Consider the following 24,904-nt stretch of genomic DNA (forward strand, 5'->3'; position numbering starts at 1 on the left):
GATCGACAGAATCCCGCCCTCGGCCTGACAAACAGGAACTGACGGGGCGACACCAGCGATCGCTGTCGTCGGCCTTGACAACTGTTACCGGCAAGCGAGGGAAAGGACGTAATAACCTGAACGGTTGGTTGAACCGCTCGGTCAAGATTGGCGCCCCGACACCCGCTTCGTGGATAGCTATCGGTGTCGAGGGCCCGTTCACCCTTAGTGGAAGGCTGTGAGATCCTGTGGCTCGATATCGTTTGCCTCGCAGTAGTCGAGGTAGCGCTGAAGCGAGGTTTTCCAGTTCTCGATGGCCATGACCTTGTCGTTTTCGTCGACGAAGATGAGGTCTCCGCTCACGATCACCAGTGTCACCATGTATTCACCACCTTCAGTGCTGACGACTTCCGGCTGGTGAGTGGATGCCGCGGTCTCGTAGACAATGCTGCCCGGCCCGGCGACCCAGTCGTGCTCCTTGTATTTCCAGTGGCCTTCCATGGTGTAGACGATGACAGTGCCGGAGTGATGGTGCTTGGGCAGTACCATGTCGATGGGCGCCTTCATCATGACGATGATCTCGCCGCGAATCGGGTCCAGCTTGAAGTACTTGAGCAGGACGTTGTCTGCAAAAGGGGTGAAGGGAACCCAAGGCAACGACTCGCCGTGCATGACGGCAGTTTCAACTTGTTGAAAAAGCATGACTATCTCCGTTTCTTTTGTTTTTGCCAGAAGCTGGCCGCTCGGTTTGACCGACGACGATGTACGCGCTCGCCTGATCCAGCACGAGGCGAAGACCTCTGGGAATTGGGGTGGATCAGTTAAGAGGGGTACCGGTCAATGTCGCGCGAAGCATCTTGCGCGGCGCATTGCCGTAATCGGCCACTGCGTAGTGCTGGCACAACAGGTTGTCCCACATCGCGACGGTGTTGGGTCGCCACTTCAGGCGCACTTGGTATTCCGGAATCGCAGCCTGGGAAATCAAATAATTCAACAGATTATTGGCTTCCGGCTTGAAGTCCTGGCCGCAACGGACGTCCTTGAAGGTGTAGAAGTTCGAGAAATGGGTGGTGAAAGCCGAGTTGACGAACAACACCTTTTCGCCCGTCTCAGGATGGATAAGTACAACCGGATGTTCGGCGACGGGGTTCTTCGCGGCCATCGCGTGACGATCGGCGATCGGCATCTGGGCGAAAAAGGCGTGCTCGGCATCGTGCTTGGCGTACAAGCCATCGATTCGTTGCTTGATGGTGTCGGGCAAGCTTTCATACGCCATCACCATGTTGGACCAAATGGTGTCGCCGCCGGACTCAGGACCCAGTTCGCAGCGCAACACTGCGCCGCGGGGCGGTGCCTTCTTGAAGGTGACATCGGCATGCCAAAGGTTTTCGCGGCTGATCTTTTCGACCATGTTCTGCTTGTTTGGGTCGAGATTGCGGTACAGCATCAGCAACTTGTCCGCCTCCGGATGGCTAGGCGCAACGGGATGGGGTTCCAACTCGGCGAATTGCGCGGCGAAGTTCTGCTGATCCATCGGAGTGATGTCCTGGTCACGGAAGAACAGCACTTTGTGCTTGAGCCACAGAGCCCGGATCTGCGCGATCATTTCAGGGTCCTGGGCAGCGTCGGCCAGGCTGATGTTGCTGATCTCGGCGCCGATGTTCGGCGTGCAAAGCTCAACCTTGATCGAATGTTGAAGAGCCGAAGGACGGATGATCGCCGGTGATTGCGATGAACTGTTTTGAGAAGCTGTTGTTTTTATCATTGAAATCTCCAGTCTCTGGTGTACGCCGGCATGCAATCGCATACCCGGCTAATCAGACGGGATCAAAGCGAGCCAATGACCACTTCGAACCCTTGGAGAAATGCTAGGGATTGCCGTCGCCACAGCTTTTGCAAGACAGGACAACATATTGGCAATTTCGGACAACGAGGGGCGGCTGGGTATCCGGCTTCCTCAATGCTTCCCGAGAGGAAGCGTCAGTTGGGATGCCCCAACTACTGCGCTCGAACGATGCTGTATGGCCCACTCCGAAGGGGACATGCCGAACTGGTGACGGAACCAGCGAGAGAAGTCAGCGCCTGATGAGAAACCTACTAAGCCCGCGATTTCGTAGAGTTTGCGCTTGCTGGACAACAGGTACTCTTCGGCGAGTTCGACGCGCACCGCATTGACCACAGAAAGCCCAGTCTCGCCGACTTCCGCCAAGCGCCGATTGAGTGTGCGGCGATGCAACCCCAAGTGCTCGGCGACACGATCAATCGAACAGGTTCCGGTCGGCAGCAACACCCTTATGACCTGGCGCGCCTGATCCAGAGGCTCATCGCCCAGGTCCGTCAACTGCATGTCCAGCCAGCGCTTCACTTCTCGATTGAGCTTGGGTGTGGCTGCGACAATGGGCAAGTCCACATCGCGAGCCCGGCAGACAATGCCGTTGAACTCCTGCCCAAAGTCGATTGCCGTTCCGAGCACGCGGCGATGAACGTCCAACCTGGCTGGACGCTCGTGGCTGAAACAGATGTTCACCGGTTTGAAAGCATCGTGCGCCAGCGCCCGATAGGACCGAAAAATAATACCTGTCGAGATTTCGACCACCTGGCGCAAAAGCCCCGGGTACTTCTGCTGTATATCCACATGTAGAAGCACCAGGTCTCCGGCGTCTTCAAGGCGCAATTGCACACCGGCGTTATGCAGCCGCATATAGCGCGCCGACGACTCCATCGCAGCGCGCAGGGTGGGTTCCTCGCGCATCATAAGGGCAAGCATGCCAAAGTCGGCCAAGTCTCGGCGCTCCGCCATCAGCAGGCCGAAGGCTTCCTGGCCGGAAAGCTGTGCCGACTCTTCCAACAGCCAGCAGACCGAATAGCCGTTGATCAGAAGATTCGGATCGTCAAGCACGCGGGGTGGCAATTTAGCCAGCCGCAACATCCGGAACGGGTCCAGCCCGACTGAGTGGGCGATGGACGCATAGCCGGTCAAACAGGCACTGCGAATCAGGCTGGACATGCGGTCACCCCGTCCCGTTTTGATAAGTTGGTGTCCTGAATAGCCAAACTCAACCACCCCTATCTCGTCAAGCTCTTCTCATACAAAAACAAGATGACGAGTACTGCGATGAATTTGGAACATTTCCAGGACCAGCCCCTGCGGGACGTTGACGCTCCAGACGCGTTCGCCCACAACTTCGTTGTTATCAACGGCATCCGGATGCACTACGTCGAGGAAGGCCAGGGCCCCCTGATCATCCTCCTGCATGGATTCCCCTACCTCTGGTACATGTGGCGACGCCAGATCCCAGCCCTGGCATCTGCCGGTTATCGGGTGGTCGCTCCAGACCTGCGAGGTTTCGGCATGTCCGACAGCCCAGCGGCGGTCGAGGCCTACGACATGAGCCAAGCGGTGGGTGACATCGTCTGCCTGATGGAGGCCCTGGGTGAGACTTCTGCGATCGTCGTCGGCCACGACCTCGGTGCCTGGGTAGCCCAAGCCTGCGCCATGCTGCGCCCCGAGCTGTTTCGCGCATTGGTCATGCTTAACACACCAGTACCTGCGCGCGGCCGGATCAGGCCCACGGATGGGCTACGGGCGATGGCCAAGGGCAAGGGCTACCACCACCTGTACTTCCAGCAGCTGGAAAAGCCCGATCGTGAACTGGCCGCCGACACGCGCAAGACCTTGCGCAGTATCTTCTACTCGGTCTCGGGCGATGCGGTCGGTGCCGAGCGCTGGCGCCTGTTCATCGAGCCGGACGAGCCCATCCTCAATGCTTTCACCGATCCGGTAGTGTTCCCCGCCTGGTTGAGCCCGCAAGCGATTGACTACTACGTGGATGAGTACACCCGTGCCGGCTTCACCGGCCCCCTGAACTACTACCGTTGCCGCGACCGCAACTGGGAGATCTCCGCGTTTCTCGATGGCGCAGTGATAAAGCAGCCCAGTATGTTCATCGGCGGTGCCAACGACCCATCCATCGAGCCGCCACAGATTCGCGGGCTGTATGACCAGCTCGAAACCTACCTGGTCGGGCTGCGCAAGAAGGTACTGCTGCCCGGTGTTGGCCACGCCGCGGCAGAAGAAGCGCCAGAGCAGATCAACGCGCTGCTTCTCGGATTCCTCGAACAACTGGAGGACAACCAGGTCGCTCCCTCGTCGGCTATGCGCCAAGGTATTTCACATGAATAACAATAAGACGGTGTCCAACATGAATGGATTGATGCAGCATCAGCCGCTGCTGATCTCGACGCTCCTCACCCATGCCGAGCGCCACCATGGTGACCAGGAGGTCGTCTCCCGCCGCGTCGAAGGCGATATCCATCGGCAAACCTACCGTGCCCTTGGGCAGCGCGCACGTTGCCTGGCCAATGCGCTCGCCACGCTCGGCGTCAGCTTTGGTGACCGCGTCGGCACGCTCGCCTGGAACGGCTATCGCCACATGGAGCTGTACTACGCCGTATCCGGCTCGGGTGCCGTGCTGCACACGTTGAACCCTCGCTTGCATGCCGACCAGGTGAAGTGGATTGCCGACCATGCCGAGGACCGCGTCCTCTTCTTCGACCTGACCTTCCTGCCGCTGGTCGAATCCATCGCCGACAAGGTCTCGACCATCACCCGTTTCGTGCTCATGACCGATCGGGCGCATATGCCGGCGGTCACCTCGATCCCGGATCTGCTGTGCTATGAAGATTTGATCGAAACCCATGCTGATGACTTCGTATGGCCCACCTTCGATGAGAACAGCGCATCGTCGCTGTGCTACACCTCAGGTACCACTGGCAATCCCAAAGGCGTGCTCTACAGCCACCGCTCGACGGTTCTGCACACCTACGCCGCAGCTCTCCCCGATGCCTTGAACTGCTCGGCGCGTGACACCATCCTGCCGGTGGTGCCGATGTTCCATGTCAATGCCTGGGGTTTGCCGTACTTGGCCTGCATGGTCGGCGCCAAGCTGGTTTTTCCCGGGCCAATGCTCGACGGCGAATCGCTCTACGAGTTGTTCGAGGCGGAGAAAGTCACCCTGTCCGCCGGTGTACCCACCGTCTGGCAAGGTCTGCTCGCCCATGTCGAGGCGAAGGGCAAGATATTCTCCACCATGCGCCGGACGATAATCGGTGGTTCGGCCTGCCCTTCGGCCATGATGGCGGCCTTCGAGGACCGCTATGACGTACAGGTGTTGCACGTCTGGGGCATGACCGAGCTAAGTCCGCTCGGGACTGTTTGCACCCCAAAGGCCAGCCACCTCGCCATGGACAGCGCCCAACGTCGCGTCCTGCAGGGCAAACAGGGTCGGGTCGTATACGGCGTCGACATGAAGATCGTCGGCGATGATGGCAAGGAACTCCCCCGCGACGGCAAAGCTTCAGGCGAGTTGATGGTGCGCGGCCCCTGGATCATCTCCTCTTACTACAAGAGCGACGCTGGCGATGCGCTGGTGGATGGCTGGTTCCCGACAGGCGATGTCTCGACCATCGATGCCGAGGGTTTCATGCAGATCACCGACCGCAGCAAGGATGTCATCAAGTCCGGAGGTGAGTGGATCGGTTCCATTGACCTAGAAAACATCGCCATGGCCCACCCGGCGGTTGCGATGGCTGCCTGTATTGCGGCCCACCACCCGAAATGGGATGAGCGCCCGCTCCTGGTCGTGACCCGCAAACCCGGCAGCGAACTTTCGCGCGACGAATTGCTTGGCTTCTATGAAGGCAAGATCGCCAGATGGTGGACCCCGGATGATGTGGTATTCGTCGACAGCATCCCACTCGGCGCGACCGGCAAGATGTTGAAGAACAAGCTTCGCGAGATGTTCCGGGAATACCGACTGCCCACCGCCTGAGGACCGGACTCCCTCAACGCACTCGGGCGGGTAATAACATGTTCCCATGCTTGCCCGAGCCGCGCGGTACTCAAGGCTCGGTTCACGAGTTCGATCAAGACCGTCCAATAACAACAAGAAGCGCAGATACAAGGAATCGCCATGAATGTTCACCACGCCCTTGCTGACACTATCGAAACTTCAACCGCCAGCACGCCCCGACTGTATGCCTGGTGCGTATTTGCACTCAGTTTCGGTTTGCTGATTTCAGACTACATGTCGCGACAAGTGCTCAATGCAATCTTTCCGCTGCTCAAATCCGAGTGGGCACTGAGCGACGCCCAACTGGGCTTGCTGAGCGGCATCGTCGGTCTGATGGTTGGCCTGTTGACCGTACCCATGTCAATAATGGCCGACCGCTGGGGAAGGGTTCGCAGCCTGGTGCTGATGGCCGCGATCTGGAGCCTGGCTACACTTGGCTCCGGCTTTGCACAAAATTACGAACACATGCTCCTCGCCAGGTCGTTGGTCGGCATCGGCGAGGCAGCCTATGCCAGCGTCGGCGTCGCTGTGGTGCTTTCCGTCTTTCCCAAGCAGATGCGTGCGACCCTCATCAGCACCTTCATGGCTGGCGCCATGTTTGGCTCCGTACTGGGCATGGCGCTGGGTGGCATCATCGCCGAGCACCTGGGCTGGCGCTCTGCTTTCATCGTCATGGCGGCATTCGGCCTGACGCTCGCCATCATCTATCCACTGGTAGTAAAAGAGCGGCGCCTTGGCAACTGCAATCAGACCGCAAGCCAACACGCCGAAGCAAACGGCAAGAGTCCGCTACGTTCGCTGTTTGCCAGTCGTTCGGTCATCAGTGCCTATATCGGCAGCGGCCTGCAGATGTTCATCGGCGGCTCGTTGATCGCCTGGTTGCCCAGCTACCTGAACCGTTACTACCACATGGGCACCGATCGGGCTGGCATGATCTCCGCCATCCTGATCCTGGCGGGTGGCGCCGGCATGATCCTCTGCGGCATCCTCAGCGATCGCCTGTGCCGCAAAGCGCCCGAGCGCAAGATTACCCTGTCCATCGCCTATTGCCTGATCACCAGCCTATTGCTTTCAGTGGCCATGCTGTTGCCCCCCGGAGTGGCGCAACTGGTCTTCATCGCTCTGGCCATGCTGGTGGTCACTGGCACGTTTGGCCCCGCCGGCGCCGTGATTGCCAACTTGACCCACCCCTCGGTGCACGGCACGGCCTTTGCCATTCTGGCGCTGGCCAATAACCTGCTTGGCCAGGCACCCGGCCCCTATGTCACGGGCCTGCTGGCTGACGCCTTTGGCCTCGATCGCGCCTTCCAGTTGATCCCGCTGATCGGCATCGCTGCGGCCCTCGTGTTCTGCTACGGCAAGCGCCACTACCAACGCGATATCCAGAAACTGGTTCCGACAGTCGCTCTTACCACGTCACCCGGAAGAACTTCATGAGCACCCACACCAAGTCGCCGGTGGCACAACCACTGCCTTGCATCCAGGAGAGACTTGCATGAGCTCCGCAACCATTGCCTCGCTGGGGGTACGCAGCCAAATGCTGATGCCCGGCTTTATCGTCAGCGCCATGGTCGCAGCTGCGGCCACGTTCCTCTCCGAGCACTACGGCGCGCCGGTGATGCTATTCGCCCTGCTACTGGGCATGGCAATGAATTTTCTTTCCGGTGACGGGGTGTGCAAGCCAGGCATCGAGTTCACGGCCCGCGAGATCCTCCGGGTCGGTGTTGCGCTGCTCGGCATCCGCATCACCCTGGAGCAGATCGTTGCCCTTGGCTGGCAGCCGGTTGTGATGGTGGTGACGCTGGTGGTGGTGACTATCTTGGTGTCCATCGTCGCGGCCCGCGCCATGGGCTTCAGCACCTTGTTCGGCCTGCTCACGGGCGGCGCCACCGCCATTTGTGGCGCTTCGGCGGCCCTTGCCCTGGCGGCAGCACTGCCAAGCCATGAGAAGAAGGAACGGGCGACACTGTTCACGGTCATCGGCGTTTCAGCGCTATCCACCTTGGCAATGATCCTATACCCGATGATTGCCCAGTTTTTTAATCTAACGCCCTTGCATGCCGGTTTTTTCCTTGGTGGAACCATTCACGATGTGGCCCAGGTGGTTGGCGCCGGCTACGGCATGTCACACGAGACTGGCGACAGCGCCACGGTTGTGAAACTGATGCGCGTGGCGATGCTGCTACCGGTGATTCTGTGCGCGGCCATGATCACCCGCGCCCGAGGTGCCGAACCTGGAAGCAAGCGGCCACCGCTACTGCCGTGGTTCGCGGTGGGGTTCGTAATCCTTGCCGCAGTTAACAGCACCGGGTTCATTCCACAGGTGGTTCAGGATGCCGGCAATAGCCTGTCACGTTGGTGCCTGGTGATCGCCATCAGCGCACTGGGCATGAAGACACAGCTCAAGGAGCTGGCCTCGGTGGGGATCAAACCCATTCTGTTGATGGTAGGAGAGACCGTATTCCTTGGTGCACTGGTGCTGGCGATGCTGCACTGGGCCATGTAGACCGAACCCCTGCGGGGTTATCGACGCTCTCGTCAAACAGAGCTTTTTGCCGCGTCGGAGTTGTGTACCAGCTGCTCCGTTACGCGGCATTTTTTTAATCGAAATTTGCTTGCTCCGACTTTCCTGCCCTGAGAAATTGTTATGAACACTTGAGTCGGCTCGGTTAGCGCTTTTACGCTTGTTTTTCTGTTTTCGCACGGACAGGCTTCCCGGATTGGTAGCTAGGCGATGTTTTGCTGCTCATCAATCGTGCTTTTGGAAACCGACGTTTGCGCCCGCTAGGTCAGTGATCAGCCAAGCCGAAAATGAGCTTTTCCAAACACAACTACGTTGGTACACCCATGCGTTCAATACACGCTCAGAAGCTGCGTCCGGTAGTGCTGTGAAAAGTTGAGTTCATACAATGCGGGCTCAGATGAGCCGAAATTCGAAACTGCGTGATCGCTGCCCATTCGAGAAAAGGCGCCGCCCATTGAACCTCCTAAGATGGCGATTGCAATGCCGCTAGGATCTTCAGGACTGTCGTCGTTCTTGTCGTCGCACTCAAACTCCGAAGCTCGCATGACACTCAATACGGCATGATCACCGGGCAGATCATCGGCCAAGCGCTCCGAGTATTGCTGAAGAGCTGGTTCCGCGAGAACATATAACCAAGCTTTTTCATCCGCATCACTTGAGCGCCTGAGGATTCTGCCCAACACCTGGCGATAGTGCAGTTCGGTACGTATACGACTTAGATGACAACAAACCTGCAGCCTTGGTATGTCCGTCCCCTCGCTGATCATGCCAACCGCAATAATCCAGGTGCAGCCACCATGTCGAAAATCATTGATGACCTGCTGCGCGTTTGGCGTCTTATTGGTCACGACCTGACAAACCTCCCCTTGGGCACGCATAAGGTCAGCTATGCGATGAGCGTGCTCAATGTTTGTCGCAACTACCAGGCCCCCGGCTTCCGGGTGTCGCTCACGGATATCCCGAAGCTTTGCACACCCTAATAACAGAATCCGCCGCAAGATATCGTTGTGAAACAGCAAATCTTCATAGGATACGGGTGACTCGGAAAGTAGCCTGGCGATACTCGGAAACGTCGTGACGGTACCTTCTGTGGAGAGCGTTTCAGTTACCCTCACCATGTTGTTATCCAATACGACGATGCGCGGCGACCGACATACGCCGTCAGCGATTGCCTCCTGCAAGCCATATCGGTAATCACAGATCAACACCCCATCTGGCTGAGAATATCGAGCAAGCGCGATGGCTTTCTGGTCAGACCTCCAGGGTGTCCCCGAGAGGGCAAGAGTAAAGGTGGCTCGATCTTGTATCCTTTGAACAATCTGCTGCCCCCATGCATTGCTTAACAGCAAGTCATGGCCTGCGCAGTGATGGATTTCATCGAAAACTGCGAACACCCTGTAATCGTCGAACAGCCTCCAGAACGCTGCGTCTCGATATTCCATTCCTTGATACGTGCAAGCAACGCCGACGGCACCGATCAAGCCATCCAGGCGCCTCCCGATAACGGCGGAGAACGTTTTTTGAAAACCATCCATGGTCTGCCTTGACGGAGCAAAGCAAAGAATCAGATCTATCTTGTCTTGCAGCAGCAATTGCTTGGCCAGCTCTGCTGCCATTTTCGTCTTCCCCGCACCGGGAGTTGCTTGGCAAAAAAAATGAGGTTGCTGGGTGTAGTGCTGCAGAGCCATCGTGATGCAGTCGTGTTGCCATGCCCTAAGAGTAGAGTTCATGCGGCAGAAATCGCCTTAAGTGTATTCTCGATTGCACGAACGTGACCAAGGAGCTTTGAGCTCCTGTCGCGGGCTTCCAGATATACCCCTTCAAAACGTCCCTTCAGATGAGGAATTTCCTCAAATAACTGCTTGTACCGCTCGGTCTCCCCCAAGGATGAGAGCAGATCAAGCCGGGTCTCCTTAAGCATCATTTGAAGGCGGGCCTGGTCTTCTTGCCCTTCCTTTGAGCTAGGCACAGAGCAGGGTGTTTCTCTTCCCCCATCTGCTGAAGCGTCCAGAGGGTCGACGGTCATGGAGAAGTTTCCATCGACCAGTACAAGCTGCAGCCGTTGCGGCATCTCCAACATACGAAACACCTGGCCCCGCTTCTGGCGCTGCACCGACATCTCCGCCCAGCCAACGCGAATTAATCTTCGGATCTGTTCATAAACATAAACGCGCACATCCGCGAGCCGAAAGCTTGAGGGAGGAAGGAGTGCCGCATACGCGTCTCTCAACTGACGGGTCGTGAATTCCCTAGAAAAGTGCTCGCACAGCAGAGAATGGAGCTGCCTGTCAAATTCGAATAAATCCTGTTTCATGCAGGCGCCTCAATGATCTTTAAACAAAAATGCGGATTATAGTCCGTGGCCGAATCGTCCGCAAACACTCGATAGTCCTTCCTCATATATGTCGAGGCGGCTATGGGGAATCTGGCGAAAGGATTGGGGAAAAAGATCAGGCAAGCGAGGAAAGCAAAAGGTCTATCGCAGGACGTCTTCGCTCTGATTTGCCAAGTAGACCGAAGCTACATGGGCCGAATTGAACGGGGCGAAGTCAATATTACGGTCGAAAAGCTGTACCAAATTGCCGAAAACCTGGGCTGTGACCCTGCGGAGTTGTTACCGTAGAAAAATACTTAAATTAATAACCGTTTAAACAATCTGCACGTAACTGCCTGGCAACTGAATCGGCACGGACTCTCTAGACACTTTCCCAATTTGCTAAGCAACGCTTTAAACCGCTGACAGCTAAGTACGAGTTACGCTTACGGTGCCTCACCAGATCTCGAAAAAGACGACTGGTCTTTGGAGATTGATACCCCAAGTTACAAATTCGCTTAGCAAGAACGAACTTAAAATACAGCTGGCGTACCGAGCGTCAACCTGGAGGAAGGTTGCGTTAGGTCTGGCGACCATTTGAAGGCAGCACTTCGCTCGCACCCCCGGACAGGATATGGGCATCGATGGGGCATTTGCCCATGTGAATACCATGCCCATACGGCCATGATCGGCGTAGCCCAACGAGATTCCGAAGAGCATCTTCATTGATGCTGCGATGCGATCGCTGGCACTGCTGAAAAGCCCAAGACCCAAGCTCAGGACTATTTGTCTATGCCAGCTGCGTGTGCTGAAGGGGGACCCACCTACTCTGCCTCCACAAGGCCGACGTCGCTGCTTGTCTTCTCACTGGACAGGGTGTCCACGCCCCTATAGCGTGAACCGCAATGGCCTACGCCACACCGGTTGCCGCTACTTCATAAGAAGTTGAAACGTACTCATCAGATGGATCGCTCATTTGTTCCACGCGTTGGAAAATAATTGAAAAGAGTTAATTTAGGTAAGTGACTGATTTATGGAAGATAAAACACATGTAACTGTTAGCAAGGCTCCGGAACATATGACCGACTACCCAGCGCTGACCCTCGAAACGCCTGCCGAGCACCCGTTCGCCCAATTCGTGCGGATCCTCGGCAAAGGCAAGCGTGGCGCCCGCGACCTGACGCGCGAAGAAGCCCGCGCCGCCATGGGCATGGTGCTCGACGACAAGGTCGAGGACACCCAGCTCGGCGCCTTCCTGATGCTGTTGCGCCACAAGGAAGAAAGCGCGCAGGAAATGGCCGGCTTCACCGAGGCCCTGCGCGAACGCTTGCAGGCGCCTGCCCTGGCGGTGGATCTGGACTGGCCGACCTATGCCGGCAAGAAGCGTCACCTGCCGTGGTACCTGCTGGCGGCCAAGTGCCTGGCGCAGAACGGCGTGCGGATCTTCATGCATGGCGGCGGTGCGCACACCGCGGGACGGCTCTACAGCGAACAATTGCTGGATGAGCTGAACATCCCGCTGTGCCGCGACTGGCAGCAGGTGGGCACGGCGCTGGACAACGGCGGCCTGGCCTTCATGCCGCTGGTGGACTGGGCACCGCAGCTGCAACGCATGATCAACCTGCGCAACACCCTGGGCCTGCGCTCGCCGATCCATTCGCTGGCACGCATTCTCAACCCGCTGGGCGCCCGTTGCGGCCTGCAAAGCATCTTCCACCCCGGCTACCAGGCGGTGCACCGCGATGCCAGCGGCTTGCTCGGCGACAGCGCGATCGTGGTCAAGGGCGATGGCGGCGAGATCGAGATAAACCCCGACGCCGACAGCCACCTGTACGGCACCAGCGGCGGCGAGAGTTGGGATGAGGAATGGCCGCAACTGTCGAGCCAGCGTCACGTCAAACCCGCCAGCCTGGAACCCGAGCATCTGAAAGCCGTATGGCGCGGCGACGTGGTGGACAGCTACCCGCAAATGGCCCTGGTCTCGACCATGGCCCTGGCGTTGCGTGGCCTCGGCCAGAGCCGCGAGCAGGCGTTCGAAACAGCCCAACAGTATTGGGATGCGCGGGATAGATCGATTTAATCGATCATAACGCGTCAAGCTTTGCGCTTTTTTATCGAACCTATCAGCCTAGACTCCTCTCCAACGCTTATCGGTTGAGGAGTCTCGGACATGGGTTTGTTAGTTGAAGGTCGCTGGCAGGACAAATGGTACGAAAGCAGCAAGGACGGCGCGTTCCAGCGTGAACAGGCGCAACGTCGCAACTGGGTCACCGCTGACGGTCAACCCGGCCCCAATGGTGTCGGTGGTTTTGCTGCCGAGGCCGGTCGCTATCACCTCTACGTCTCACTGGCCTGTCCCTGGGCCCACCGCACGCTGATCCTGCGTAAACTCAAGGGCCTGGAAAACCTCATCGAGGTGTCGGTGGTCAGCTACTTGATGCTGGAGAACGGCTGGACCTTCGACAAGTCTCACGGCTCCACTGGCGACAAGCTCGATCATTTCGACTTCATGCACCAGCGCTACACCGCCGACACCGCCGACTACACCGGCCGCGTCACCGTGCCGGTGCTGTGGGACAACCAGCAGAAACGCATCGTCAACAATGAATCGGCGGAAATCATCCGCATGTTCAACGGCGCCTTCGATGAATTGACCGGCAATGACCTGGATTTCTATCCGCCGGCGCTGCGCAGCGAGATCGACGCGCTGAACGAGCGGATCTATCCGGCGGTGAACAACGGCGTGTATCGCGCCGGGTTTGCCACTTCGCAGAACGCTTATGAACAAGCCTTCGACGAATTGTTTGCAGAACTGGAGCGACTGGAACAATTGCTGGATGCCAATCGTTATCTGGCCGGTGAGTACCTGACCGAAGCGGACATCCGCCTGTTCACCACGCTGATTCGTTTCGACGCCGTGTATTACGGGCACTTCAAGTGCAACCTGCGGCGCATTGCCGATTATCCGAACCTGTCGAACTGGCTAAGGGAGATTTACCAGTGGCCCGGGATTGCCGAGACGGTGAGTTTTGAGCACATCAAGAACCACTACTACGGCAGCCACAAGACCATCAATCCGACGGGGATTGTGCCGAAAGGACCGCAACAGGATTTCACCGCGGGACATGACCGGGAGCGGTTGAGCGGGAAAGGGGTTTGGCGCAAGGCTTGAGTTTGATAAAGGTTTGAGGGCCTCTTCGCGAGCAAGCCCGCTCCCACATTTAACCGAGTTCTAACTGAAGAATGCGATTGAATGTGGGAGCGGGCTTGCTCGCGAATGGAGGCGACTCGGTGCTCAGACTTGTGACTGAGCCCCTTCAAACCAAGCCAGTTTTTCGCGCAGTTGCACCACTTCCCCCACGATCACCAAGGTCGGCGCATGCACTTCATGCTCCGCCACCAGCCGCGGCAGGTCCGCCAGGGTGCCCGTGAAGACGCGCTGATTGACCGTGGTGCCCTGCTGGATCAACGCCGCCGGGGTATCCGCTCCGCGTCCGTGCTTGATCAACTGCTCGCAAATGCTCGGCAAGCCCACCAAGCCCATGTAGAACACCAGGGTTTGCGCGGGCGCGACCAGGTCGGCCCAAGGCAGATCAGTGGAACCGTCCTTCAGGTGACCGGTAATGAACCGCACCGATTGCGCGTAATCACGGTGGGTCAGCGGTATCCCGGCATAGGCCGCGCAACCGCTGGCCGCCGTGATGCCCGGTACGACCTGGAACGGGATGCCATGGGCCGCCAGTTCTTCGATCTCTTCACCGCCACGGCCGAAGATGAACGGATCGCCGCCCTTCAACCGCACCACACGCTTGCCCTGTTTGGCCAGGTCGACCAATTGCTGGTTGATCTGGTCCTGGGGCACGGCGTGATCGGCGCGGCGCTTGCCGACGTAGACGCGCTCTGCATCGCGACGGCACAACTCGAGAATCGCCGGTGCCACCAGGCGGTCGTACAGCACCACGTCGGCTTGCTGCATCAGGCGCAAGGCGCGGAAGGTCAGCAGGTCCGGATCACCCGGCCCGGCACCGACCAGATACACCTCACCGGTCGCCACCGGCGCTTCGCCCTCGATTTTTGCCTGCAGCAAACGCTCGGCTTCACCGCCCTGCCCGGCCAGTTGCCGGTCGGCAATCGCGCCCTGGAAGACGTCTTCCCAGAACGCCCGGCGCTGCTGCACATCCGGGAACAGCTTTTTCACCTGATGACGGAAACGCGCCGCCAGGCCAGCCAGCTGCCCGTAGGTGGAAGGAATCCAGGTCTCGATCTTGGCGCGGATCAACCGCGCCAGCACCGGCGCATCGCCACCGCTGGACACGGCAATGATCAGCGGCGAACGGTCGACGATCGCCGGGAAGATCACGCTGCACAGGGCCGGCGCGTCCACCACGTTAACCGGCACGCACCGCCGATGGGCATCCTTGGAGACTTGTGCGTTCAACGCTTCGTCGTCGGTGGCGGCAATGATCAGCGCGCAACCGTCCAGGTCCGTCTCGACGTAACCGCGCGTCAGGCACTCGCCAGCGTGGGCGCTGACCAGCTCACGCAGCTGCGATTCGATTTCAGGTGCGACCACCCGCAGCAGCGCACCGGCATCGGCCAGCAGGCGGGACTTGCGCAAGGCAATTTCCCCCCCACCGACGACCAACACACGACTGCCGCGAAGGTTATGGAACAGCGGCAGATAGTTCATTTAGCCGATGACCTCAAGGCCACCCATGTACGGCTTGAGTACTTCCGGCACACGGATCGAACCGTCGGCCTGCTGGTAGTTCTCCAGCACTGCCACCAGGGTACGACCGACCGCCAGGCCGGAACCGTTCAGCGTATGTACCAGTTCCGGCTTGCCGGTTTCCGGGTTGCGGAAACGCGCTTGCATGCGGCGGGCCTGGAAGTCGCCGCAGTTGGAGCACGACGAGATTTCGCGGTATTTGTCCTGGCTTGGAATCCACACTTCCAGGTCGTAGGTCTTGACCGCGCTGAAGCCCATGTCGCCGGTGCACAGGGCAATCGTGCGATAAGGCAATTCCAGCAACTGCAGGACTTTCTCGGCGTTGGCGGTCAGGCCTTCCAGCGCTTCCATCGAAGTCGACGGCTCGACGATCTGCACCATCTCGACCTTGTCGAACTGGTGCTGGCGGATCATGCCGCGGGTGTCGCGACCCGACGCACCGGCTTCACTGCGGAAGCACGGCGTGTGCGCGACGAACTTGATCGGCAGCAGTTTCGAATCGACGATTTCGCCGGCGACGATGTTGGTCAGCGACACTTCGGCGGTCGGGATCAGGTACAGATCGGCTTCGCCTTCGCGCGCGATCTTGAACAGGTCTTCTTCGAATTTCGGCAGCTGGCCGGTGCCTTGCAGCGCCGGGGCCTGGACCAGATAAGGCGTGTAGGCCTCTTCGTAGCCGTGCTCGGTGACGTGCAGGTTGATCATGAACTGCGCCAGGGCCCGGTGCAGACGGGCGATCGGGCCGCGCAGCAACGCAAAGCGCGCGCCGGACAGCTTGGCGGCGGTCTCGAAGTCGAGCCAGCCGAATTTTTCGCCCAGGGCGACGTGGTCCTGAACCGGGAAATCGAATGCGGTCGGTGTACCCCAGCGGCGCACTTCGACGTTGCCGTCTTCGTCTTCGCCGATCGGCACCGACTCATGCGGCAAGTTGGGAATGCCGAGGACGATCGAGTCCAGCTCGGTCTGGATCGCGTCCAGCTCGACTTTACCGGCACTCAACTCGCCCGCCATGCGCTCGACATCCGCCATCAACGGCGCGATGTCTTCGCCGCGCTGCTTGGCCTGACCGATGGATTTGGAGCGCGCGTTACGTTCAGCCTGCAGTGCTTCGGTGCGGGTCTGGACGGTCTTGCGCTGTTCTTCCAGCGCTTCGATGCGCGCGACATCCAAGGCGAAGCCACGGGATGCCAGGCGGTCCGCTACGTCCTGAAGGTTGCTACGTAACAGTTTGGAATCGAGCATGTCGGTCTCTCGTTATCAAAGTTTGGTCAAGGACAGGCCAGCCCAGGTGGCGAGCAGCCCGCCGAATACGCTGATGGCAGCATAGCCCAGGGCCAGCGGCACTTGCCCGCTTTCCAGCAGGCGCACCGTATCCAGTGAAAAGGATGAAAAAGTCGTCAGCCCTCCGAGGAAGCCGACGATCAACCCGGCGCGCACCTCGATCGGCACCTCCGGGCGTAGCAAAAACAGACCGTATAAAACGCCGATCAGCAAACAGCCGACGATATTAACGGCCAGCGTCGCGGTATAGAAGTGCCGCGGCCAATTAGCATTGATCCAGTTAGCCGTGGCAAAGCGTAGCAAGGTGCCGGCCACTCCGCCGGCAGATACTGCAGCGATCAAGCCAAGCACTATTTTCTCCGCTGCCGGGGGCTTAGACGGTCGAGTTTGGCCAGGTGATTGAGCTTCTCGCCAATCTTCAACTCCAGGCCACGGGGCACCGGCTGGTAGAACGCGATGGGCTCGAGTTCTTCCGGAAAGTAGTCTTCTCCGGCGGCGTAGGCATCCGGTTCGTCGTGGGCATAACGGTATTCGTCGCCATAACCGAGCTGCTTCATCAGCTTGGTCGGCGCGTTGCGCAAATGCAGCGGCACTTCCAGCGAGCCGTGTTCGGCGGCAGCACGCAGCGCAGTCTTGAAGCCCATGTACACCGCGTTGCTTTTCGGCGCGCAGGCCAGATAGGTGATGGCCTGGGCCACCGCCAGTTCGCCTTCGGGGCTGCCGAGGCGCTCCTGCACTTCCCACGCCGCCAGGCACAGGCTCAGCGCCCGCGGGTCGGCATTGCCGATGTCTTCACTGGCCATGCGCACCACGCGCCGGGCCAGGTACAGCGGATCGCAGCCGCCATCGATCATGCGCGCGAACCAGTACAACGCGCCGTCAGGGTTGGAGCCGCGAACCGATTTGTGCAGCGCGGAAATCTGGTCGTAGAAGGCTTCGCCACCCTTGTCGAAGCGCCGGCGGGTATCGCCGAGCAGGCTTTGCAGCAGGTCGGTGCCGATCTCGCTGTTGTCTTCGGCCAGGTCCGAGGCGTTTTCCAGCAGGTTGAGCAAGCGCCGGCCATCGCCATCAGCGGCCGACAGCAACATCTGGAAGCCTTCATCGCTGAGGGTCAGGTTGCGCTTGCCCAGGCCACGCTCTTCGGTCAGCGCGCGGTGCACCAGTTTACGCAGTGCCGCTTCGTCGAGGCTCTTGAGCACATAGACCCGCGCGCGGGAGAGCAAGGCGTTGTTGAGCTCGAACGAAGGGTTCTCCGTGGTCGCGCCGATAAAAATCAGCGTGCCGTCTTCGACATACGGCAGGAACGCATCCTGCTGGGACTTGTTGAAGCGGTGCACTTCATCGACGAACAGAATCGTGCGCCGGCCATACTGCGCGGCCTGCTGCTTGGCAATTTCCACCGCCTGGCGAATTTCCTTCACGCCAGCCAATACCGCCGACACCGTTTCGAAATGCGCCTCGGACACTTCCGCCAGCAACCGCGCCAGGGTGGTTTTGCCCACCCCCGGCGGTCCCCAGAAAATCATCGAATGCAGGGCACCCTGCTCCAGGGCTTCGCGCAAGGGCTTGCCGCGAGCGAGCACGTGTTCCTGACCGACATACTCGTCCAGGTTGGTCGCGCGCAGGCGGGCGGCCAGGGGCTGGGCGATGGGGGCGCTGCGAAACAGGTCCATGACTACTTGTGAAACCTCACTGGGCTTAACACTTTACCCCCTGTGGGAGCGAGCCTGCTCGCGAATGCGGTATGCCAGTCAACATGGATGGCGACTGACACGCCCTCTTCGCGAGCAGGCTCGCTCCCACAGGAGTTGCGTTTTATTCCTGGATTACATCGGCACCCTTGGGGATGTCGAACTTGAACTTGGATGCCGGGATCGGCTCGTTGGCCTTCACCCCGGTGAACAGGATATTGGTGCGCTGGCCGACACTGTCGATCAGCTGCATGTCGTTGACCAGGCCATTGCGGAACGACAGGCGCAGGCTGTCGAACAGGGTGTCCTTGGTTTTCGGCTTCAAGGTGAAGTCGATCACGCCCCCGGCTTCCTTGGCGCTGATATCGAAGCTCTGGCTGATCTTCGACACGTCACCGGACAGCAGCAGTGCTGGCGTCTGGGTCAGGCGCTGATCGAGATTCTTGATGGTAGCCTGTTCCAGGTCCGGGTCCCACAGTGTGACCTTTTTACCATCGGAGACCATGGTCTGCTCGGCAGGCGCATTGGTGTGCCAATAGAACAGGCCCGGGCGCTGCAGCGACATCTCGCCGGCGGTTTCCTGCAACTGCGTACCCGTGCCATCGAGGGTCAGCTGGGAGAAGCGCGCTGTCAGGGTCTGGGATTTTTCCAGCAATTGGGTCAGGCGTGCCACGTCCTTGTCATCGGCGTGGGCGGTGAGCGTGCTCAAAGCCAGTACCGGCAGCAACAGCATGCGGATCAGACGCATGGGAGTCCTCTTGATATTCGTGGGAGTGCGAGCGACGCCAAAGGACGCCGCCCCTTTTCAGTATCGGGTCAGTCGCGCACCGGGCCAGGGGCCAGGACTTCACGCGAACCGTTGGTGTTCATGGATGTCACGACCCCGGCCATTTCCATGGCTTCGATCATGCGCGCGGCACGGTTGTAGCCGATCTTCAGCTTGCGCTGGACCGCGGAGATGGACGCGCGACGGCTTTCCAGGACGAACTGCACCGCTTCGTCATACAGCGCGTCAGCCTCGGGATCATCTCCGTCGCCGCCACCGCTGCTGCCTTCAAAGCCGCTGCCCGCCTCTTCGACACCGTTGAGGATGTCGTCGTTGTATTCCGGCGCACCACGCAATTTCCAGGCCTCGACCACGCGGTGAACCTCATCGTCGGACACGAACGCGCCGTGAACCCGGATCGGCAGGCTGGTACCCGGCGGCATGTACAACATGTCACCGTGGCCGAGCAATTGTTCGGCACCGCCCTGGTCGATGATGGTCCGCGAGTCGATCTTGCTCGACACCTGGAACGCCATGCGGGTCGGGATGTTGGCCTTGATCAGGCCGGTGATCACGTCCACCGACGGACGCTGGGTCGCGAGGATCAGGTGGATACCCGCCGCCCGCGCCTTCTGGGCGATACGGGCGATCAGTTCCTCGACCTTCTTGCCGACGATCATCATCATGTCGGCGAATTCGTCGACCACCACCACGATCGTCGGCAGCTTCTGCAGCAACGGCGCTTCGTCGTGGATGCTTTCGCGCTTGTACAACGGATCGCTCAACGGTTCGCCGGCGTCCTGCGCTTCCTTGACCTTGGCATTGAAGCCGGACAGGTTACGCACGCCCATCTTCGCCATCAGCTTGTAGCGTCGCTCCATCTCGGCAACGCTCCAGCGCAGGGCGTTGGCGGCGTCCTTCATGTCGGTGACCACCGGGCACAACAGGTGCGGAATGCCTTCGTAGATCGACAATTCGAGCATTTTCGGGTCGATCATGATCAGCTTGGCGTCTTCCGGGCCGGACTTGAACAGGATCGACAGGATCATCGCGTTCACACCCACCGACTTACCGGAACCGGTGGTACCGGCCACCAGCAGGTGCGGCATCTTCGCCAGGTCGGTGATGACCGGCTTGCCGCCGATGTCGTGGCCCAGGGCCAAGGTGACCGGGGACTTGAAGTTGTCGTACTCGGGGGTCGACAGCACTTCGGAGAAGCGCACGATCTGCCGGTCTTCGTTGGGAATCTCGATACCGACCGTGGTCTTGCCCGGAATCACTTCCACCACGCGCACGCTGGTCACGGCCAGGGATCGCGCCAGGTCCTTGGCGAGGTTGGCGATACGGCTGACCTTGACCCCCGCCGCTGGCTGGATCTCGTAACGGGTAATCACAGGGCCCGGGTGGATCGAATCCACGGTGACTTCGACGCCGAATTCCTTGAGCTTGATTTCCAGCAGGTGGCCGACGGCCGCCAGGGATTCGGGCGAGTAATTGAGTTGTTTCTTTTCCGCCGGGTCGAGTATCGAGATGGGCGGCAAGGTGCCTTCCACCGCGCTGTCGACGAACAACGGCGCCTGCTTCTCTTTTTCCACGCGCTTGCTTGGCGCTGGCGGCTTGGGTGGCGCCGGGGCGATCACCGGCGGCACCTGTTTCTCGCGCTCGGACATGTGCTTGCTCAGCGCCTGTTCGCGCTCGATCAGGCGCTCCTTGACCTTGGCCTGCTCACGCTTGTCGGTGACGGTCGGCGCGACCACATCGTGCACGCGGTCATCGACTTCACGCAGTTGTGCGACCAGTTGCTTGCGCTCGGCACGGGCCGCCCACCAACGATTGGCGGCGCCCTGGAACAGTTCGAACAGGTCGAGGGTGATCTTGCCGGTGACGTCCATCACCTTGAACCATGACAGGTCGGTGAACACCGTGAGGCCGAACAAAAACAGGGCGATGAACAGCAGCGTGCTGCCCTGGATATTCAGCGCGTTCTTCGCCAGGTCGCCAAGGCTCTCGCCCAGCGCCCCGCCAGCGCCGGCCGGCAGACCGGTCGCGGCATGGAAATGGATGTGCGCCAGCGCGGCACCGGACAGGACGAGGAATACCAGGCCTATCAGGCGCCAGGAGAACAGCCAGCCGCTCCATTCCCACGGCTCGTGGCGTTGACGGAAGATCTGGTAGGCCTTTATCGCCAACAACAGCGGGAAGATATAGGCAAAGTAACCGAGCACCATGAACAGGATATCGGCGCTGTAGGAGCCAGCGGGGCCGCCGAAGTTCTGAACATCGTCGATCTTGCTGTTATGGCTCCAGCCCGGATCGTCCTTGCCATAGGTCAGCAAGGCCATCATCAGGAACAGGCACAACGCACCGATGGCGATCAATGCACCTTCCTTGAGGCGGTAGTGCAAGTGCTGGCGCCAAAGTGGCACAACTGTTTTGGGTGCTGCGGTGGATTTCTTCAAAACCTGCTTTTCCTGCGCCAATGGCGCGTCCATCTGTTGAATGACTATAAAACTGCCCAATCCAGGCAGGTAAAAAAGTTAACAGGCGTAACCGGGTCTACTTTTAACACTGCGCATCGGTTTTCATAAACACCAAACGCGATGCCTATTTTGTTACAAACACTGTTACAGCCAGGCATTGTACGGGTTTGTACGCGCGATGCCATGCTGGCAACTCTTGGGTGTAGCATAGTCAACAGCACATTACGTGCGACTCAATTTGAGCACGCATTCTCTTTTGTGACAAAGGCTTATGAGGTGTTTTTATGAGCGAAGCGAAGCATTCCCGCCTGATCATCCTGGGTTCCGGTCCCGCCGGGTACAGCGCAGCCGTGTATGCCGCTCGCGCCAACCTCAAACCCGTTGTCATTACCGGCATACAGGCAGGTGGCCAGCTCACCACCACCGTGGAAGTCGATAACTGGCCAGGCGATGTCGAAGGCCTGACCGGTCCGGTCCTGATGGAGCGCATGCAAAGACACGCCGAGCGCTTTGCCACCGAGATCGTTTACGACCACATCCATACCGCCAAGTTGCAACAGCGCCCGTTCGAACTCATCGGTGACAGTGGCACCTACACTTGCGACGCCCTGATCATTGCCACCGGCGCCTCGGCACAGTACCTGGGGCTGCCCTCGGAAGAGACTTTCGCGGGTAAAGGGGTTTCGGCCTGCGCGACTTGCGACGGCTTTTTCTATCGCAACCAGGTGGTCGCGGTGGTGGGCGGTGGCAATACTGCCGTCGAAGAAGCGCTTTATTTGTCGAACATCGCCAGTGAAGTCCATCTGATTCACCGTCGCGACAAGTTGCGCTCGGAAAAGATTCTGCAGGACAAACTCTTCGAAAAAGCCGCCAAGGGCAATATTCGCCTGCACTGGAACCAGAACCTGGACGAGGTACTGGGCGATTCCAGCGGCGTGACCGGCGCGCGCCTGCGCGACAGTCATACCGGTGCAATCACCGAGCTGCCGCTGACCGGCGTGTTCATCGCCATCGGCCACAAACCCAATACCGATTTGTTCACCGGTCAGCTGGAACTGCGTGACGGCTATCTGCTGGTCAACGGTGGCAGCGACGGCAATGCAACGGCCACCGCCATCGAAGGCGTGTTTGCCGCAGGTGACGTTGCCGATCACGTCTATCGCCAGGCCGTCACGTCCGCCGGTGCCGGCTGCATGGCCGCCCTCGATGCGGAAAAATACCTCGACGACATTCCCGCTGTTTGACTGCACACTTCACGGCGGGCCCAACGCCCGCCACCGCCCTCCCCTTCTGCAAGCCCTGACGCCATGCTGACTTGGTTACAACGCAACACCCTGACCTTCCCGGCCCTGGAAAAGGCCATGCGTGATCCCAATGGATTGCTGGCGGCCGGTGGCGACCTGTCCGCCGATCGATTGATCCAGGCCTACCGCCATGGTTGTTTTCCCTGGTTTTCCGAAGGCCAGCCGATTCTCTGGTGGTCGCCGGACCCTCGCACCGTCTTGTTTCCCGATGAACTGCATGTGTCCCGCAGCCTGAAAAAACTCCTGCGCCAACAACGCTACCAGGTGACCTTCGATCAGGATTTCGTCGCGGTCATCCGCGCCTGCGCCGCGCCCAGGGAGTATGCGGACGGCACCTGGATCACCGACGCCATGCAGGACGCCTATATCGAACTGCACAGGCGCGGCCATGCGCATTCGGTGGAGGTCTGGGACCAGGATGAACTGGTCGGCGGACTGTATGGCCTGGCGATGGGCCAGCTGTTTTTCGGCGAATCCATGTTCAGCCTGGCCGACAACGCCTCGAAATTTGGCTTTGCCACACTGGTGCAACATCTGAAAGACTCGGGTTTTGTGCTCATCGACTGCCAGATGCCCACCGACCATTTGCACAGCCTGGGTGCCCGGGCCATTCCTCGCCGCGTGTTTGCCGACTACCTGGCGCGGCATCTGGACCAACCCAATCGTGCAACCTGGGTTTGCTGAGCGACTTTTGCGCGCGTGGCTTACACTTAATCCAAAGCACTATCCGAGGGTTGATCATGACCGAGTTGGCGCGTTTGAAGTTTTATGCCACTCAACCCCACTCCTGCAGTTATCTGCCCGAGGAGCAGGCCACGACCCTGTTTCTCGACCCTAGCCAGCCCATGGATGTGCACGTCTATGCAGACCTGTCTGAAATGGGTTTTCGGCGCAGTGGCGACCATCTGTATCGCCCCCATTGCCAGAATTGCAATGCGTGCGTACCGGCGCGCATTCCGGTTGGACAATTCACCCCCAATCGCCAGCAGAAGCGTATTTTCAAACGCAACGCCGACTTGCAGGTGCGCCCCGCCAAGCCGGGCTTCAGCGAAGAATATTTCGATCTATACCAGCGCTACATCGAAGAACGCCATGCCGACGGCGACATGTACCCACCCAGTCGCGATCAATTCTCGACCTTCCTGGTTCGCGACCTGCCATTTTCACGGTTCTATGAATTCCGCCTTGAGGGCCGGTTGCTGGCCATTGCCGTTACCGACCTTCTGCCGAACGGTCTGTCGGCGGTCTACACCTTCTATGAGCCCGGCGAAGAGCGGCGCAGCCTGGGGCGCTTCGCCATACTCTGGCAAATCGCCGAAGCCCGGCGATTGGGTCTGGATGCGGTTTACCTGGGCTACTGGATCAAGAACTGCAAAAAAATGAGCTACAAGACCCAGTATCGCCCAATTGAACTGCTGATAAACCAGCGCTGGGTCGTTCTGAACTAGAGCAGGCCCTAAACCCCTTGGCTTGAACACCCTTTTTCGGGCACAATGCACGCCGCTTTTGCCTGGCGCAGTTGCACCGGGCCATTCATTGGACACCGAGGGCTTTACTGCATGTCGAAAGAAGACAGCTTCGAAATGGAAGGCACTGTCGTCGACACCCTGCCCAACACCATGTTTCGTGTGGAGTTGGAAAATGGGCACGTCGTAACCGCGCATATTTCCGGCAAGATGCGCAAGAACTACATTCGTATTCTTACCGGTGACAAGGTGCGCGTCGAGCTGACGCCCTATGACTTGAGCAAAGGGCGCATCACTTACCGCGCTCGTTAATCAGGTCAATACAAGACGCCCGGCTTATGCCGGGCGTTTTTGTTTGCCTTCGACTTGAATCTGGCTGCAGCCCCATGTGGGAGCGAGCCTGCTCGCGAATGCGATATGCCAGTCAACATGAATGGAGACTGACACGCCCTCTTCGCGAGCAGGCTCGCTCCCACAGGGGCCGGCGCATTTCTTCAAGACAGCAAAAAGGCGCCGAT

At 59.2% G+C, this 24,904-nt stretch carries 22 protein-coding genes; 11 read left to right on the forward strand and 11 right to left on the reverse strand.

The window, feature by feature from the left end:
* Positions 1 to 204: 204 nt before the first annotated feature.
* From BKX96_RS26670 to BKX96_RS26680, 3 genes are all read right to left on the reverse strand, one after another.
* Positions 205 to 681: a 2,4'-dihydroxyacetophenone dioxygenase family protein gene (locus tag BKX96_RS26670; RefSeq protein ID WP_077185905.1), complete on the reverse strand. Its 477-nt coding sequence runs from the start codon at positions 679 to 681 to the stop codon at positions 205 to 207.
* A gap of 115 nt (positions 682 to 796) precedes the next feature.
* Positions 797 to 1,666, reverse strand: coding sequence for a TauD/TfdA dioxygenase family protein (locus BKX96_RS26675; RefSeq protein ID WP_218639289.1), 870 nt, complete (start codon positions 1,664 to 1,666; stop codon positions 797 to 799).
* A gap of 270 nt (positions 1,667 to 1,936) precedes the next feature.
* The gene (locus tag BKX96_RS26680) at positions 1,937 to 2,986 is read right to left on the reverse strand and encodes an AraC family transcriptional regulator (protein WP_077185907.1); all 1,050 of its coding nucleotides are present in this window, start codon (positions 2,984 to 2,986) and stop codon (positions 1,937 to 1,939) included.
* Positions 2,987 to 3,094: 108 nt separating this feature from the next.
* Here BKX96_RS26680 and BKX96_RS26685 point away from each other — a divergent pair, with 108 nt between their 5' ends.
* The 4 genes from BKX96_RS26685 (at position 3,095) to BKX96_RS26700 (ending at position 8,337) form a co-directional block, all read left to right on the forward strand.
* Positions 3,095 to 4,162 (forward strand): alpha/beta fold hydrolase, encoded by a 1,068-nt coding sequence (locus tag BKX96_RS26685; protein WP_256721657.1) that lies wholly within the window; start codon positions 3,095 to 3,097, stop codon positions 4,160 to 4,162.
* A complete protein-coding gene (locus tag BKX96_RS26690) occupies positions 4,155 to 5,810 on the forward strand; it encodes a 3-(methylthio)propionyl-CoA ligase (protein ID WP_316252132.1) in 1,656 nt (551 codons plus the stop codon). Before BKX96_RS26685 ends, BKX96_RS26690 begins: the two co-directional genes overlap by 8 nt.
* A 141-nt stretch (positions 5,811 to 5,951) precedes the next feature.
* On the forward strand, positions 5,952 to 7,268 hold the full coding sequence (locus tag BKX96_RS26695) for an MFS transporter (protein ID WP_077185908.1): 1,317 nt from the start codon (positions 5,952 to 5,954) through the stop codon (positions 7,266 to 7,268).
* Positions 7,269 to 7,326: 58 nt separating this feature from the next.
* Positions 7,327 to 8,337, forward strand: coding sequence for a YeiH family protein (locus tag BKX96_RS26700; RefSeq protein WP_077185909.1), 1,011 nt, complete (start codon positions 7,327 to 7,329; stop codon positions 8,335 to 8,337).
* A 347-nt stretch (positions 8,338 to 8,684) separates the two neighbouring features.
* Here the strand turns inward: BKX96_RS26700 and BKX96_RS26705 are convergent, their stop codons facing one another.
* Both BKX96_RS26705 and BKX96_RS26710 read right to left on the reverse strand, forming a co-directional pair.
* Entirely contained in the window at positions 8,685 to 10,085 is a 1,401-nt protein-coding gene (locus BKX96_RS26705) for a DEAD/DEAH box helicase (protein WP_077185910.1), read from the reverse strand.
* The gene (locus BKX96_RS26710) at positions 10,082 to 10,669 is read right to left on the reverse strand and encodes a VspR family transcription factor (protein WP_077185911.1); all 588 of its coding nucleotides are present in this window, start codon (positions 10,667 to 10,669) and stop codon (positions 10,082 to 10,084) included. Before BKX96_RS26710 ends, BKX96_RS26705 begins: the two co-directional genes overlap by 4 nt.
* A gap of 102 nt (positions 10,670 to 10,771) precedes the next feature.
* On the opposite strand from BKX96_RS26710, the gene BKX96_RS26715 reads away from it, so the two are divergent.
* From BKX96_RS26715 to BKX96_RS26725, 3 genes are all read left to right on the forward strand, one after another.
* Positions 10,772 to 10,978 carry a helix-turn-helix domain-containing protein gene (locus tag BKX96_RS26715; protein WP_077185912.1) on the forward strand — a complete coding sequence of 69 codons (207 nt, stop codon included), beginning with the start codon at positions 10,772 to 10,774 and terminating at the stop codon, positions 10,976 to 10,978.
* Between the two features lie 769 nt (positions 10,979 to 11,747).
* Positions 11,748 to 12,749, forward strand: a complete 1,002-nt coding sequence (locus BKX96_RS26720) for a glycosyl transferase family protein (protein ID WP_077185913.1) — start codon at positions 11,748 to 11,750, stop codon at positions 12,747 to 12,749.
* Positions 12,750 to 12,839: 90 nt separating this feature from the next.
* Entirely contained in the window at positions 12,840 to 13,841 is a 1,002-nt protein-coding gene (locus tag BKX96_RS26725) for a glutathione S-transferase family protein (RefSeq protein ID WP_077185914.1), read from the forward strand.
* A 123-nt stretch (positions 13,842 to 13,964) separates the two neighbouring features.
* On the opposite strand, the gene cysG is transcribed toward BKX96_RS26725, so the two are convergent.
* From cysG to BKX96_RS26760, 6 genes are all read right to left on the reverse strand, one after another.
* Complete coding sequence (gene cysG / locus BKX96_RS26730) at positions 13,965 to 15,359, reverse strand: siroheme synthase CysG (protein ID WP_077185915.1); 1,395 nt, start codon at positions 15,357 to 15,359, stop codon at positions 13,965 to 13,967.
* On the reverse strand, positions 15,360 to 16,640 hold the full coding sequence (serS, locus tag BKX96_RS26735; RefSeq protein ID WP_046817179.1) for a serine--tRNA ligase: 1,281 nt from the start codon (positions 16,638 to 16,640) through the stop codon (positions 15,360 to 15,362).
* 15 nt (positions 16,641 to 16,655) lie between these two features.
* Positions 16,656 to 17,030 carry a fluoride efflux transporter CrcB gene (gene crcB, locus BKX96_RS26740; protein ID WP_046817178.1) on the reverse strand — a complete coding sequence of 125 codons (375 nt, stop codon included), beginning with the start codon at positions 17,028 to 17,030 and terminating at the stop codon, positions 16,656 to 16,658.
* Positions 17,030 to 18,352 (reverse strand): replication-associated recombination protein A, encoded by a 1,323-nt coding sequence (locus BKX96_RS26745; protein ID WP_046817177.1) that lies wholly within the window; start codon positions 18,350 to 18,352, stop codon positions 17,030 to 17,032. The genes crcB and BKX96_RS26745 overlap by 1 nt, the downstream gene beginning before the upstream one ends.
* 142 nt (positions 18,353 to 18,494) lie before the next feature.
* The gene (gene lolA / locus BKX96_RS26755) at positions 18,495 to 19,118 is read right to left on the reverse strand and encodes an outer membrane lipoprotein periplasmic chaperone LolA (RefSeq protein ID WP_077185916.1); all 624 of its coding nucleotides are present in this window, start codon (positions 19,116 to 19,118) and stop codon (positions 18,495 to 18,497) included.
* A gap of 68 nt (positions 19,119 to 19,186) precedes the next feature.
* Entirely contained in the window at positions 19,187 to 21,595 is a 2,409-nt protein-coding gene (locus BKX96_RS26760) for a DNA translocase FtsK (RefSeq protein ID WP_046817201.1), read from the reverse strand.
* Positions 21,596 to 21,900: 305 nt separating this feature from the next.
* Between BKX96_RS26760 and trxB the strand changes: the two genes are divergently transcribed.
* The 4 genes from trxB (at position 21,901) to infA (ending at position 24,698) form a co-directional block, all read left to right on the forward strand.
* Positions 21,901 to 22,860, forward strand: coding sequence for a thioredoxin-disulfide reductase (trxB, locus tag BKX96_RS26765; RefSeq protein ID WP_077185917.1), 960 nt, complete (start codon positions 21,901 to 21,903; stop codon positions 22,858 to 22,860).
* A gap of 63 nt (positions 22,861 to 22,923) precedes the next feature.
* Positions 22,924 to 23,604 (forward strand): leucyl/phenylalanyl-tRNA--protein transferase, encoded by a 681-nt coding sequence (gene aat, locus BKX96_RS26770; protein WP_077185918.1) that lies wholly within the window; start codon positions 22,924 to 22,926, stop codon positions 23,602 to 23,604.
* Positions 23,605 to 23,660: 56 nt separating this feature from the next.
* On the forward strand, positions 23,661 to 24,368 hold the full coding sequence (locus BKX96_RS26775) for an arginyltransferase (protein ID WP_046817174.1): 708 nt from the start codon (positions 23,661 to 23,663) through the stop codon (positions 24,366 to 24,368).
* Positions 24,369 to 24,479: 111 nt separating this feature from the next.
* Complete coding sequence (gene infA / locus BKX96_RS26780) at positions 24,480 to 24,698, forward strand: translation initiation factor IF-1 (protein WP_002553999.1); 219 nt, start codon at positions 24,480 to 24,482, stop codon at positions 24,696 to 24,698.
* The last annotated feature ends 206 nt before the right edge of the window (positions 24,699 to 24,904 follow it).

Source organism: Pseudomonas putida, assembly GCF_001976065.1.
Lineage (GTDB): Bacteria > Pseudomonadota > Gammaproteobacteria > Pseudomonadales > Pseudomonadaceae > Aquipseudomonas > Aquipseudomonas serbica.

Coding starts and splice junctions, on each gene's coding strand:
- BKX96_RS26670 (WP_077185905.1), bottom strand. CDS start 681: ATGCTTTTTCAACAAGTTGAAACTGCCGTCATGCACGGCGAGTCGTTG.
- BKX96_RS26680 (WP_077185907.1), bottom strand. CDS start 2,986: ATGTCCAGCCTGATTCGCAGTGCCTGTTTGACCGGCTATGCGTCCATC.
- BKX96_RS26685 (WP_256721657.1), top strand. CDS start 3,095: ATGAATTTGGAACATTTCCAGGACCAGCCCCTGCGGGACGTTGACGCT.
- BKX96_RS26690 (WP_316252132.1), top strand. CDS start 4,155: ATGAATAACAATAAGACGGTGTCCAACATGAATGGATTGATGCAGCAT.
- BKX96_RS26695 (WP_077185908.1), top strand. CDS start 5,952: ATGAATGTTCACCACGCCCTTGCTGACACTATCGAAACTTCAACCGCC.
- BKX96_RS26700 (WP_077185909.1), top strand. CDS start 7,327: ATGAGCTCCGCAACCATTGCCTCGCTGGGGGTACGCAGCCAAATGCTG.
- BKX96_RS26705 (WP_077185910.1), bottom strand. CDS start 10,085: ATGAACTCTACTCTTAGGGCATGGCAACACGACTGCATCACGATGGCT.
- BKX96_RS26710 (WP_077185911.1), bottom strand. CDS start 10,669: ATGAAACAGGATTTATTCGAATTTGACAGGCAGCTCCATTCTCTGCTG.
- BKX96_RS26715 (WP_077185912.1), top strand. CDS start 10,772: ATGGGGAATCTGGCGAAAGGATTGGGGAAAAAGATCAGGCAAGCGAGG.
- BKX96_RS26720 (WP_077185913.1), top strand. CDS start 11,748: ATGACCGACTACCCAGCGCTGACCCTCGAAACGCCTGCCGAGCACCCG.
- BKX96_RS26725 (WP_077185914.1), top strand. CDS start 12,840: ATGGGTTTGTTAGTTGAAGGTCGCTGGCAGGACAAATGGTACGAAAGC.
- cysG (WP_077185915.1), bottom strand. CDS start 15,359: ATGAACTATCTGCCGCTGTTCCATAACCTTCGCGGCAGTCGTGTGTTG.
- serS (WP_046817179.1), bottom strand. CDS start 16,640: ATGCTCGATTCCAAACTGTTACGTAGCAACCTTCAGGACGTAGCGGAC.
- BKX96_RS26745 (WP_046817177.1), bottom strand. CDS start 18,352: ATGGACCTGTTTCGCAGCGCCCCCATCGCCCAGCCCCTGGCCGCCCGC.
- lolA (WP_077185916.1), bottom strand. CDS start 19,118: ATGCGTCTGATCCGCATGCTGTTGCTGCCGGTACTGGCTTTGAGCACG.
- trxB (WP_077185917.1), top strand. CDS start 21,901: ATGAGCGAAGCGAAGCATTCCCGCCTGATCATCCTGGGTTCCGGTCCC.
- aat (WP_077185918.1), top strand. CDS start 22,924: ATGCTGACTTGGTTACAACGCAACACCCTGACCTTCCCGGCCCTGGAA.
- BKX96_RS26775 (WP_046817174.1), top strand. CDS start 23,661: ATGACCGAGTTGGCGCGTTTGAAGTTTTATGCCACTCAACCCCACTCC.
- infA (WP_002553999.1), top strand. CDS start 24,480: ATGTCGAAAGAAGACAGCTTCGAAATGGAAGGCACTGTCGTCGACACC.